We start from the raw sequence: 12,726 nt of genomic DNA on the forward strand, positions 1-12,726 counted from the left end.
TTTTTTTCCGATAGGTTCTACAACATTTAAAAAAATAGATGTTAGGATTATAGCTGCTTCAAATAAAAACCTTAAAAAGTTGGTTGATTTTGGGGAATTTAGAGAAGATCTATATTTTCGTTTAAATATTGTAGAAGTAGATGTTCCAGACTTAAAACATAGAAAAGAAGATATTATTTCACTATGTAAAGCTTTTCTTAAGGAATATAATCATTTATATGAAGAAAACAAACATTTTTCATTAGAAGTACTTGATGCTTTGTTTGAATACGAATGGCCTGGAAACATACGAGAGCTTCGAAATGTAATTGAGAATTTAGTCGTAACAACAGATGGAAATGAAATTAATTTATGTGATTTACCGTCAAGAATAAATGCAAATATTATTAAAACCAATTCTAATAAACCGAAAACTTTAAAAGAAAGATTAGAAATTGTTGAAAAGCAAATTATTAAAGAAACGTTAAGAAAACATAAGACTACAAGAAAAGTTGCAGAAGTGCTCGGAGTAAGCCAATCAACAGTTGTACAAAAAATGAAGAAATGGAACACGACTGATTAATAATATAATCAGTCGTGTTTTTTCTGATTGATAATATAATCGATTTTTTTATTTAGGTTATTTTTAGCTCCCAAATAACTGATAGTAACGAGTTTTTTGGGAATTTATTTTTGGCACGTAAATTGCATAGCTGAGAATAACAAAAAAGGAGGAAAATTGATATGAATTATTCTACATTTAAAATTGCCAATAAACTAATTACGGGAAAGGGGGCAATTTTAGCACTATCCAAAGAATTGGAAACTTTAAAGCTTGCAAATCCATTAATTATTACAGATGAAATTTTAATAGAGGTTGGTACGGTTAAGAAAGTAACTGAAACTTTAAACGAACTTAATTATGGTGTTTTCAATGGTGTTAAACCTGAGCCAGAATTTGAAGTTGTGGAAGCGTGTATGAAGCAGTTTGAACAAGGAAAGCATGATGGTTTAATTGCGATTGGGGGAGGAAGCGCAATCGATATTGCAAAAGCAGTTTCGGGATACAGTATAATGAAGCAACCATTAAAATCACTTGTTGGTACCGATATTGTAAATAAGAAAGGTCCAAGGATTATCGCTATTCCGACAACTGCCGGAACAGGTTCTGAAGTTACTAATATCTCAATATTATCAGACCAGGAAAACCAAATAAAAAAAGGTGTTGTCAGTGACTATATATTACCAGATGTTGCTATTGTAGCACCTGAGATGTCCGTAACTATGCCTCCGTCTGTAACAGCGGCAAGTGGTATAGATGCTTTAGTGCATGCGATTGAGGCATATATTTCTGTAAATGCCTTTCCTATTACTGATGGTTTAGCATTACAAGCGATTAGAATGATCAGTAAAAATTTACCAAAAGCTTATGCTAATCCGAATAATCTAGATGCTAGAGAACAAATGGCTACTGCGAGCCTGATCGCAGGAATGGCTTTTGGGAATGCAGGCGTAGGTGCGGTTCATGCGATGGCTTATCCGTTAGGTGGAAGATATCATATCGCACATGGTATAAGTAATGCATTATTGCTTCCATTTGTTATGAAGTGGAATAAAATAAGTAGTCTGGAAAAATTTAGGGATATTGCTATAGCTATGGGAGAAAACGTAGAGGGATTATCTGATTATGCAGCTGCGGATAAGGCAGTACATGCAATGGAAAATATATGTAATATGGTTAATATTCCATCTGGATTAAAACATTTTGATATACCTAAATCAGATATTGATGATTTAGCTAAGGATGCTTTTCAAGTTAAAAGATTATTAAAAAATAATCCTCGTAAATTTACAGAAGAGGAAATAAAGAAGATTTATCAATTAGCTTATTAAAAATCAAAGGGGTAAAAAAGATGTGGAGAGATAGAAAACATGGGGAAGAATCCCCATATATACCAATGGGGCCTTTTAAATTAAGACTTCCATTTGTACATTATAAGTTTGAATGGGCAGATTATACACAAGGGTTATTAATGTGTGCGGTAGATTTATCAGCCATACCGTTAATGATAGAGATACTAGGGATGCCTTTTGAAGTTGCTTTGGCAGTGGTTCTTCTAAATGGTATTTTATATTTAACACACCATTTGTTAGGGGACCCAGTAGTTCCGGGATGGATTACTCCGGCTATTCCATTAATTATGCTTTATGCTTCACAATTCCCTGAAGGAGTGGAAAGAGTCCATGCGCTTATATCTTTCCAGCTGACACTGGGTGTTTTGTCAATATTATTAGGGGTAACCGGTTTAGCTGGAAAGGTAGTTTCTCTAGTGCCTTCAGCAATTAAATCGGGTGTTATTCTCGGTGCGGGGTTAGCAGCAGTAATATCTATTTTTGAGGTTGGGGGAAGATTTGAATCCTTTCCGTGGACAATTACAATTGCAATGGCAGTAGCATTTTATTTTATTTATTCCAAACATTTTAATAGGATAAAGCGGAAGAATCCTTTCTTAGGGATAATAGGGAAATTAGGTATTCTTCCGGTTTTTGTTATAGCTATTATTATTGCCCCGATTGTAGGAGAGGCACCTTGGCCTAATATAGAATGGGGATTCAGTAAGCCAGATTTTATAACACTTTGGAACGAATACACGATATTTGGATTGGGCTTTCCTCCTTTTATGATGATCTTAACAGGTCTCCCTACTGTACTTGCTACCTATATTGTTTTATTTGGTGACATATTGCAAAGTAAAGCATTATTAGATGAAGCAGATGAGGCCAGACCAGATGAAAAAATTGATTATAATCCTAATCGTGCACATATGATTTTTGGTGGCAGAAATACAGTAATGAGTATTATAGGTCCAGATGTTACGATGGCAGGTCCATTATGGGCAGCAATGCAAGTAATTATTATTGAAAGATTTAAAGAAGGCAAGAAGGCAATGCATTCTATATTTAGCGGATCCGGCTCTTTCAGATGGGGGACGAATACAGGTTTATTGTTATTACCAATTGTTAGTTTAGTAGAACCAATTCTCGGAATAGCTCTTGCATCTACTTTATTAATTCAAGGGTTTGTAAGCGTGAGAATCGGTGTGCTTGAGTCAAAAAGTTATAGAGATTTAGGTATCGCGGGAATAATAGGGGCTATTCTAGCAACCAAAGGTGCAACATGGGCTTTTGCAGCAGGAATAATTTTATGCCTAGTGATTTATGGTAAAGATTTCTTTAAGGGAGAGGATGAAGAAATCTTTTTGAAGGATTAAATGAAAAAGGGTCAATCCGCTCTCAGCTTTGCGGATATAAATATACTACTTTACCCAAAATAAAACTGCCTTTGTCTTGTAACTATTTAGAACAAAGGCAGTTTCGTTTTTTTTCTTACTTCTAGAAAAATTCAGTGATACCCAAACTTATTTTTATGCCATTTCTCTACTTCTTTGTCCCGCCATGGAGATGAATGCGGTTGCGAGAGCTAACACGACCATAACCGTTCCAGTAGTTGCATTATGCTCTACGGAAGTTCGTTCAATGATGATGCTTCCGATATAAGAACCAAATGCAATACCTAAGTGAAGTGCTGAGTTATTTAAGCTTTGCTGGATATCCGCTGTTTCAGGTGACACCTCAATCAGATAACTTTGCATAGCAGGTGTAATGGCCCAGTTGGACATACCCCATAGTACCAGAATCACCAAAAATATTGGAAGCGCAAATGTAACATGTGGAAGTGTGAAAAGGGCTAAACCGAAAATAGCAATCACGGATAAAACAATTTTCTTTGATCCGAATCGATCCGATAATGTTCCGCCGATTCCCCCTCCAGTTACTGCTGCAACGCCAAAAATTAAATAAATGATACTAATCCAGCTGCCATCTAGTCCCATAGTTGATTTTAAAAATGGCGTTAAGTATCCGTAAAGCGTCATATGTCCTGCCAAAAATAAAAAAGTAGTAAACTGGGCAAAAAATACTTTTCGGTTTTTAAGGGTGGCCATCTGCTCTCCAAGTGAAACCGTTGGCCTTGGATTAACTTTGCCCATGAAAAAATAGATACCTGTGAACGAAAGCGCCGTTAAAATGGCAATGAAAGCAAAAGGTGCACGCCATCCAAATGCATTCCCGAGCATAAGTCCAATCGGAACACCTAGTACAAGTGAGCCACTTACACCCATTACTACAATTCCGATCGCTCTGCCACGGTATGCTGGTTCTACAATATTTGAAGCAAGCGTAATGCACAATACAACAAGCAATGAGCCGCTCATAGCTAAAAAGATACGTGATGCGAATAATACATAATATGTTGGGCTGAATACCGCTAGTAAATTACCAAAAAAGAAAACAATCAGCGTGATCAGCATTAACTTTTTTCTCTCGACTTGAGAGGTTACGTACAATAAAATAGGTGCAGCGATGGCAAAAGTAAGGGAAAATATAGTAATCAGAAGACCCACTTTTCCAAGGCTGACGTCTAAATCTTCGGCAATTAATTCCAATATACCTCCGATAATTAATTCAACCATCCCAACAACAAACGAAACAATGGTTAATAAATAAACACGTTTATCCATACGAATTTCCCTTCTATCTAAAAAAACTAAGTGCATCATTTCATCATAATATGAAATGGAAGTCTTTGCAAGAAAAATTCGGGTCATACTACGCTCCATTCTCACATTCCAAATGCCGGAAGATTTGAAGAATAAAACTTGCAAATTGCTTTTAAATTATTATCAAGTAAACTGGAATGAGGATATAGAAGAAATCATCTTATAACTTTACATAACTAGGGTTTATCATGTATACAGATGATAGGGAGATGGAGTCATGGAAGAAGTGATCATTGGCCTAGATATAGGTGGAACATCGATAAAAATTGGTTTTTTACAACGAGATGGCAATATTATTCATAAATGGGAAATTCCTACGAACAAAAGTAATAATGGTATCTATATAGTGGATGAAATTTGGCAATCCATTACGGAGCAGTTAGCTTCCCTGGAAATGGATAAGAAGGAAATTGTAAAGATCGGTACCGGTGCTCCTGGATTTATTGAGAAGGAAACGGGTATGGTCTATGAAACGACAAATATGGGCTGGAAAAACTTTGAACTTGCGAAACGACTAAAGGAGCTAGCCAATGTGCCTGTTTATGTAGAAAATGATGCAAATATGGCCGCTTTAGGAGAGAACTGGAAAGGAAGCGGTAATCAGGCGAAGGATCTTATATTTGTTACACTTGGAACAGGAGTTGGAAGCGGAATTATTGCAAACGGAAAGATTCTTAACGGCAGAAACGGTACAGCGGGAGAGATTGGCCATTTGACAGTAGAGCCTGGTGGTTATCTATGCAACTGCGGGCGCAAGGGCTGTCTGGAAACTATTGCATCTGCGACAGGGGTCGTACGCCAGGCGATGGATAAAATGGAAGAACATCCTAAAAGTAGTTTAGCAGCTTATTATAAAGAGAACGGAATAATAACGTCTAAAGAAATTTTCAAATTTGCTAGTCAAGGTGACACAATATGTGGAGAAATTGTTACCCGGACAACAGATATGCTTGGAGTAGCTCTCGCTGACGTATCTGTGATCATTAATCCGTCAAAAATTATTATAGGCGGTGGCATGTCAAAAGCGGGGGATGCATTGCTTGAACCTGTAGCACACGCATTTCACAAACACGCTTTAGGCAGAATCAGCGAAGTATGCGAAATAACAATTGCAACACTCGGAAACGACGCAGGCATCATCGGCGCCTGCACATTGTAAGAGGGGGGCCAGAGAGGGGCCTAGGTGCCTGAGGTGCCTAGGTGCCTGTCACTTGTCGGTTTTTGTCGAATGATAATTCTCTTCATGAAAAAATAAGGAGGCACATGATCGTGATGAAAACTACATGTGCCTCCTTATTTTTTCGGGTGGATATTCAACTATTCGACAAAAAACAACAATATTCGGGAAGTGACAGGCACCCCTACTTTACTTTATGAAACTTTCATCTACGAAGTTCGTGAAGTCTGGTTGTTCTTTCAGGAATTGGAGGTCGTAGGAAGAGTCTCCGAAGGCTTGAATGGTTTCCTGATCGATATCATAATCGAAATGGGTGCGTTTGAACGCATTTTTCATGACGTCACGATCAAGTTTTTGACCGGTCACTTCATCGATGCCGTTTATGGTTAAATCGATTGCTTCTTGTTGGTCATCATTGATCATTTCGATTGATTCTTTATGTGCATTTGCCAGTTTTTGAACAAGTTTGGGATGATTTTCAGTCATGTTGTCGGACGTAACAAACACAGCTGCAGGCAGTTTGTCACCGAAAGAGATTTCGTCGGATTCAATTAATACGTTGGCATCTTGCTCTGCTTCTAAGACAGATGCCCATGGTTCGGGAGCTGTTGCTACATCCACAGAGCCGCTTTCAAACATGGATGTATATTGTGCAGGCTTGCCTGTGACATGTTTCAGGGATCCGCCAATCCGATCAGAGGTAACACCTTTTTCTTTCATATACGTTTCAAACTGTACGTCATGGGTACATCCAACTCTTGGTGAAATAAATGTCACGTCATGAATATCTTCAACAGCTTCAACTCCGCTATCTTTACGGGAGACAATAACTGTTCCCCCAGTAGAAGCACCTGCAATCGCTTTTACTTCAAACCCGGAAATATAATGATTCATCGCAGGGCCTGGACCGACTAGACCAGCATGGATTTCATCCGTCGCTAAAGCAGTCATAAACGAGGAGCCGTCAGAAAATGTTTTGTATTCCACTTTAACATCGTCTCCTAATTGTTTTTCATATAACTGTTTTTCCTTAGCTACCATTGCGGGCGCATGATTCAAATTAGGAAAATAACCGATCACGACCTTTTCTCCATCACCAGATGCTTCGGAGTCACTCCCGCATCCAGGGAGTATCAAACCCATCCCGATGAATAAAACTACAACTAATTTTTTCACAGTTTAACCCCTTTCTATATAAAAAATCTGTTTTTTTAAGGATTGCGCTCGTCAAGCCCCCATCGCTTTAAAACATTGTTTTCAATCCTCTGGAAAATAACTTGATCAACAATCGCGCCAATTGTTCCGATGATAATGATAATTCCAATTACTAGACTCATATTATTAAAATCTGAAGCATAGGCCAGTGTATAGCCAAGTCCTGGTCCAGAACTTAACAATTCTGCAGCCATTAATGCTCTCCAACTAAATGCCCAGGAAAGCTTGACACCAGTAACAGCATGTGGGATTGCTGCTGGAACAACTACTTTCAAAAATAAATCAAGTCCTTTTGATCCCATTGTACGAGCAGCATTTAAATAGAGAGGAGGGACATTTTTAATCCCAATTCGCATATTCATCGTCATTACAAAGGTTCCGCCTATGATTACGACGAAAATAATAGATGCCTCACCAAAGCCAAACCAGATGATAGCCAGGGGAACCCAAACAATGCTGGGTACACTTTGCAGTGCTAGAATCATAGATCCTAGCGTTTCATCAAGTGCTTTTACTTTTGCAAGCATTACACCAAGCAATGTTCCAATAATTAAGGAGAAAGCAAATCCAATGAGTAAGTGGCGGAAGCTTGCAACGATATCCCAAATCAGTGTCATATCCTTGAAGCCAGCGTATATTTCATTTGCAACTGAAAGTGGACTTGGAATCATAGACTCCGGCCAAATTCCAAGTAATACGATACCTTGCCAAAGCAAAACAAGGGTTGTAAAAAAGACTATTCGTTTACCTGCTACCGCCATATCGCAACTCCTCTTTCATTACCTTTTGAATTTCACCCTTTAAAATGGTGAGTAATTCTTCTTCCAAATCGGCCATATCTTTTTGCAAACGGGGACGAGGCAGATCAACCTTGATATCTGAAATGATCGTTCCCGGTCTTGCTCCCATAATAATGATGCGATCTGCTAGTTTAATCGATTCTCTAATGCTATGTGTTACAAAAATAATCGTTTTTTTCGCAGAAAGCCATATTTTCTCCAGCTCATCTTGTAATACCGTTCTCGTTTGCTCATCTAGTGCTCCGAACGGTTCATCCATTAATAATAATTTCGCATCCATTGCTAATGCCCTTGCTATGGAAACACGCTGTTGCATGCCGCCAGATAGTTCATGAGGATAATGATTAGCAAAGTTACTAAGATGAACCATTTGTAAATAGTCAGCTGCAACATCCTGCTGATCCTTTTTGTTTAATGATTTGCGTAGAGGAAATCTTATATTCTCTGAAACTGTCAGCCATGGAAATAAAGCTGCCTCCTGGAAAACCATACTTTTATCTGGACCAGGTCCTTTGACTTCGGCATTTTCCAGAAAAATAGATCCACTTGAAGGTTGAGCGAGTCCCGCGATAATGGATAAAAGGGTAGATTTGCCACAGCCAGAAGGTCCTAATAACGAAACAAATTCTCCTTCGTTAATATCTAGATCAATATCTTGAAACACGGTTAAGGCTTGATCTTTTTCATTATGGAAGGTTTTAGAAACATTATTGATCTTTAAATACAAGCACATCACCTCCAAAAATATAAAAACTCATTATTCCCATTAATTTTATATGAATTGGATGTATTGTACCATGTCTTTAGAACAATTCCAATAGGCAATCGCCCAAATGTCCGGGTGCCTGTCACTTTCCAAATTTTGTCGGACCGAAATACTAGCGTTTATTGTCAATGGACCTCTTTTTCCTGTATTAACCATCAAACCGGTTTTTTTATGCTATAATATTTTTGGATATAAAATCCAAAATGAATCTTTTGGCCTACATAATATATAGAGGTGGTGACTTAATGAAGTGTATCAAATGTGGATTTGAACAGATGGAAGGGAAATTTTGCGGACAATGTGGTACTTCGCTATCAAAGGAAATTCACGGTACAAATTTGAGTGAAAAGGAAGGGGAGCTAAAAAAAGAAGAACAGGCTGCAACTGTAGATAATACTAGCACACAGAATTTTCAGGAAGAGACAAAGGGGGCTTCGCATCAGCAAGCTTTAAACCATACAGTGACAGAGAAAACAAAAATGTATGGGTCCTACTTCGTAAATTATTTAAAACAACCTTCAATTGCTTTTTCCACTAGGGGGGAAGCATTCACACATGGCTTAATTAGTATGGCAATTGTTGCGTTCTTGATGGCATTGTCATTTTATTTGCTCGTGCGCAATTTCGCTCGTGCAGCGTTTGAGGGGTATGGAGACTTATTTACTGATGCATATTATAGTGGACCTTCTTTATTTTCGGTATTCGTCTATGCATTTATTTTTATGATCATTAGCATGGGAATCGTTGTCATTCTTTTATACATCATTAATCATCTCTTTGGTACAGCCTATCAATTGAAGGAAATGATAGGGATCTATGGTACACATCTTGTTCCAATAATTGTGCTGACAGGTGTCACTTTTTTACTTATTTTACTTAAATCGAATACCATAGGTGGTTATTTATTGCTTTTTACGCTAGGACTTGTATTAACGTCATTTCCTTTGTACTTAATAAGCAGTTTACTGACACGTCAATCGAAAAATCTTGAGCCATTGTATGCTTATTTGATCTATATCATATCTGTAGCAATTGTATTTGGTATTTTTGTTTTTGTAATGATGGATTCAGCTTTTGGTAGAATGCTAGATCAAATCGGTTATTATTGAAGTTAGATTGGGGGAGTACGGATGGATCAGTTTTGTCAGGAATGTGGAAAGAAGTTGCGTTCTGGTGATAACGTATGTATCTATTGTGGAACGCCCATTCAAAAGAAAAATGCGGATCAACAAAATCAAACTGGAAAAAGAAAGGCAGAAAAACAGCGCAAGCCGATACCTAAGAAAAAGAAAATAATATATATTTCTTTATCAGCTATTATTGGATTGTTAATCGCTTTCAGTGTATGGGCGCAATCCTATCAATCTCCAGAATCGGTGGAAAAACGATTTGCAAAGGCGATTTCGGAAAAAGACGTTCATACAATGCAAAAGCTCTTGGTACATGAAAATGGATCAGATGTGACAAAAGAGGAAGCTAAGGCACTTATGAAACTCGTAGAAGAGGAAGGAAAGTCGGATGTGGAGGGCTTATTTACGGTTGCACCACACGGAAAGTTTCTCGTTTTATTCACTGCACACAAAGTAGAGGCGATTGACCAGTTTGCCAAGTATTCAGAGCCTGTTGAAGGTTTATTATTTACATTTAATGGGAAGGAAATTCCTGAATATGAGCGAAATAAAGAGGTTGTTTTGTACGGGCCACTTATTCCCGGTATATATGACGTAGAAGCGGTGTTTAAAGGGGAATATGGTAAGACGAAAAAAGAAGGTTTGCTGACACTTTCGGAATATAGTGGTGATGAAACGAATCTTGATATGGACGTCAATGTGTCAAAAGTTGTTTTTCACATCGACAATTATGATGAAATTGATCATGCTAAATCGTCTATCCAACTTGGAGATGAGAAGATCCCGATTGATAAAGAAGGAAATACGAAAGAAATAGGTCCATTTATACTTGATGGATCACAAAAAGTACAAACTGTAGTTTCTATGCCTTGGGGAGAGGTTGTATCAGAACCAATTGATATCAATGAAAATGAAATGACAATGCACGCTGATGTACTTTCCAAAAAGCAATTTGTTAAAATGCAGGAAACCTTGAAAAACTTTGGAGAACATTATGTTGAATCGATTGCTAATCAAAGTACAAAGCCGCTGAAGTCAGTGACAGAAGATGTAAAGGAATTTGTCAGTGATGAAATAATGGAGGGCTTGTATTACTCTGGAGAGTTTAAACAAGTAGAAATTGATCGGAATTCAGTACAAGTTGATAACAGTTCTAAACAACCTAAGATTGAATTACTTACGCAGTATGTATTCAATGAAACGTATCATGAAATAGATGAAGAACCAGATTTATATGAAGAAGTATCTACGCTCCAGATGCAGCTTTCCTATGATCAAGAAAAAAAGAAATGGACCATACTTTCTGTTGAACCTGCAGATATCTGGGGAGGCTTTACAGTAACCGATACAGCAGAGGGTTCCAAAAAAATGCATGGACCAAGTAAGGAAGCAATGAAAGAAGCGAAAAATAAAAGCATGAAAGAAGATATATCTTTGTTTATGGATGAATATGCTCAAGCAAGTGTAGATGCGATTAATTATAGAGATTTCGATTTTGTCAAGGATTATATCTCCGCGGATGGTCCTAGATGGAAAGAGGCAAAGGAATATATTGATTATCTTGATTCCAAAGGTATTACAGAGGACTGGCTCGGAACGGAACTGGAAACGGTGAAAGAACTAGATTCCGGACAAATCGAAGTAACCGTAATAGAATCTTTCACAATTGACAAACCAGATTCATCAACAGACAAAACATATAGAACAAAAGTTACCTTGAAAGAAGTAGACGGAGAATACAAAGTACATGAACTTATCGAAACCAATGAGATATAATGGTGCCTGTCACTTCCCGAATTTTGTCGAATGATATTTGCCGGAAGAGATGTACATAAAACGTACACTCTTTCCGGCTTTTTTTAAAAATGTTTTGTATATTTTTTATATCATTGGCAAAAAGTAAATTTTCATCTCCGCTTCCAGATGCTATTTTTAATTCGTACAAGAGAATATTACATTTTATCGTTGAATATAGGATGAAAATCCAATTTTTCCTATTCGACTGGGAGAAGTAAATAGCCTATACTATTTTTGAATAAAGATAATAGCTGGAAAGGAGGAAGAATAGGATTGGCAAGAAAAAGACGCGTTTGGATTCCGGATTTCTTTTACCATATTGTGAGTCGTGGTAACAGGCGCGACGCTTTATTTCATGATGATAGTGATTTTAAAATCTTCCTTCATATACTTCGACAGATCCACAAAAAGAACCCATTCGAAATTGCCTCTTATTGTTTGATGACCAATCATTACCATCTTCTGATGCGCTCCCAAAAGCAGCCTATTTCTAAAGTTATGGCTTTGCTTAATAAACGTTATGCGGATTATTACAATACGAAAAATAAAGTAACTGGGCATGTTTTTGAGAAACGTTTTTACGATAAAATTATTAATACGAATCTAGATATGTTAGAAGTTAGTGCATATATACATTTAAATCCACTCGAAGCTGGAATGGTAAAACGTCCTGAACTATATCAATGGAGCAGCTATCGTTATTATGTTCACGTTTCAAGCCACCCACATCTAAACATGGCTGCGGTGTTTGATTGTTTATCGGGTAGTAAACTGGAAAAAAGAGAGGCATATCAAAGATTTGTGAAAGAAAAAAAGAAGAAAAGTGAAATGACAATTTCCTAAGTAGAAAATCCCAAGTATAGGGCATGATGGCTCAGTATTTGGGATTTTTTGTATGTGTTGTAATGTTACATAAATCTGAATGCAAAACTTTTTATTATAACATGTATAAATTCGTTTGTGATTAAAACACACAAATCCTGTGTTAAAAAATATGGGAATATATGTTCGTATATCATCATGGGGGTTGGTTGAAAAATTTTTATTATAACATGTATAAATTCGTTTGTGGTGAAAACACACAAATCCTGTGTTTAAAATTATAGGGAATATATGTTCGTGCATCATCATGGGGTTGATGCAAAACTCTTTATTATAACATATATAAATTCGTTTGTGGTGAAAACACACAAACCCTGTGTTTAAAATTATAGGGAATATATGTTCGTATATCATCATGGGG

The 12,726-nt window shown here is 37.1% G+C and carries 11 protein-coding genes; 7 read left to right on the forward strand and 4 right to left on the reverse strand.

Translation table 11 applies throughout. The annotated features are described in order from the left end of the window. The 3 genes from GZ63_RS0115460 to GZ63_RS0115470 all read left to right on the forward strand — a co-directional run. The coding region (locus tag GZ63_RS0115460) for a sigma 54-interacting transcriptional regulator (RefSeq protein WP_029271097.1) at positions 1–562 on the forward strand (562 nt) is incomplete at its 5' end. Positions 563–723: 161 nt separating this feature from the next. Beyond that, a complete protein-coding gene (locus GZ63_RS0115465) occupies positions 724–1,872 on the forward strand; it encodes an iron-containing alcohol dehydrogenase (RefSeq protein ID WP_029271099.1) in 1,149 nt (382 codons plus the stop codon). Between the two features lie 20 nt (positions 1,873–1,892). Further along, positions 1,893–3,251, forward strand: a complete 1,359-nt coding sequence (locus GZ63_RS0115470) for a hypothetical protein (RefSeq protein ID WP_029271101.1) — start codon at positions 1,893–1,895, stop codon at positions 3,249–3,251. Between the two features lie 153 nt (positions 3,252–3,404). Here the strand turns inward: GZ63_RS0115470 and GZ63_RS0115475 are convergent, their stop codons facing one another. Continuing rightward, on the reverse strand, positions 3,405–4,559 hold the full coding sequence (locus tag GZ63_RS0115475; protein WP_029271103.1) for an MFS transporter: 1,155 nt from the start codon (positions 4,557–4,559) through the stop codon (positions 3,405–3,407). Between the two features lie 256 nt (positions 4,560–4,815). Between GZ63_RS0115475 and GZ63_RS0115480 the strand changes: the two genes are divergently transcribed. Continuing rightward, a complete protein-coding gene (locus GZ63_RS0115480; RefSeq protein ID WP_029271105.1) occupies positions 4,816–5,757 on the forward strand; it encodes an ROK family glucokinase in 942 nt (313 codons plus the stop codon). Positions 5,758–5,964: 207 nt separating this feature from the next. Here GZ63_RS0115480 and GZ63_RS0115490 read toward each other — a convergent pair whose 3' ends face one another. From GZ63_RS0115490 to GZ63_RS0115500, 3 genes are read right to left on the reverse strand one after another with little or no spacing between them, the layout of a single operon-like run. After that, entirely contained in the window at positions 5,965–6,951 is a 987-nt protein-coding gene (locus GZ63_RS0115490; RefSeq protein ID WP_029271107.1) for an ABC transporter substrate-binding protein, read from the reverse strand. 35 nt (positions 6,952–6,986) lie between these two features. Beyond that, positions 6,987–7,751: an ABC transporter permease gene (locus tag GZ63_RS0115495; protein ID WP_029271109.1), complete on the reverse strand. Its 765-nt coding sequence runs from the start codon at positions 7,749–7,751 to the stop codon at positions 6,987–6,989. Further along, on the reverse strand, positions 7,735–8,517 hold the full coding sequence (locus GZ63_RS0115500) for an ABC transporter ATP-binding protein (protein ID WP_029271111.1): 783 nt from the start codon (positions 8,515–8,517) through the stop codon (positions 7,735–7,737). The genes GZ63_RS0115495 and GZ63_RS0115500 overlap by 17 nt, the downstream gene beginning before the upstream one ends. Positions 8,518–8,801: 284 nt before the next feature. Between GZ63_RS0115500 and GZ63_RS0115505 the strand changes: the two genes are divergently transcribed. From GZ63_RS0115505 to GZ63_RS0115515, 3 genes are all read left to right on the forward strand, one after another. Then, positions 8,802–9,665 (forward strand): YIP1 family protein, encoded by an 864-nt coding sequence (locus GZ63_RS0115505; protein WP_029271113.1) that lies wholly within the window; start codon positions 8,802–8,804, stop codon positions 9,663–9,665. 21 nt (positions 9,666–9,686) lie between these two features. After that, complete coding sequence (locus GZ63_RS0115510) at positions 9,687–11,462, forward strand: TcaA NTF2-like domain-containing protein (RefSeq protein ID WP_029271115.1); 1,776 nt, start codon at positions 9,687–9,689, stop codon at positions 11,460–11,462. A gap of 294 nt (positions 11,463–11,756) precedes the next feature. Then, entirely contained in the window at positions 11,757–12,326 is a 570-nt protein-coding gene (locus GZ63_RS0115515; RefSeq protein WP_029271117.1) for an REP-associated tyrosine transposase, read from the forward strand. Positions 12,327–12,726: the final 400 nt, after the last annotated feature.

Source organism: Virgibacillus alimentarius, assembly GCF_000709085.1.
Taxonomy (GTDB): domain Bacteria; phylum Bacillota; class Bacilli; order Bacillales; family Amphibacillaceae; genus Virgibacillus_B; species Virgibacillus_B alimentarius.

What these genes read in the sequence shown, in the direction of transcription:
- GZ63_RS0115480 (WP_029271105.1), top strand. Translation starts at nt 4,816, where the DNA reads ATGGAAGAAGTGATCATTGGCCTAGATATAGGTGGAACATCGATAAAA.
- GZ63_RS0115475 (WP_029271103.1), bottom strand. Translation starts at nt 4,559, where the DNA reads ATGGATAAACGTGTTTATTTATTAACCATTGTTTCGTTTGTTGTTGGG.
- GZ63_RS0115495 (WP_029271109.1), bottom strand. Translation starts at nt 7,751, where the DNA reads ATGGCGGTAGCAGGTAAACGAATAGTCTTTTTTACAACCCTTGTTTTG.
- GZ63_RS0115465 (WP_029271099.1), top strand. Translation starts at nt 724, where the DNA reads ATGAATTATTCTACATTTAAAATTGCCAATAAACTAATTACGGGAAAG.
- GZ63_RS0115470 (WP_029271101.1), top strand. Translation starts at nt 1,893, where the DNA reads ATGTGGAGAGATAGAAAACATGGGGAAGAATCCCCATATATACCAATG.
- GZ63_RS0115510 (WP_029271115.1), top strand. Translation starts at nt 9,687, where the DNA reads ATGGATCAGTTTTGTCAGGAATGTGGAAAGAAGTTGCGTTCTGGTGAT.
- GZ63_RS0115505 (WP_029271113.1), top strand. Translation starts at nt 8,802, where the DNA reads ATGAAGTGTATCAAATGTGGATTTGAACAGATGGAAGGGAAATTTTGC.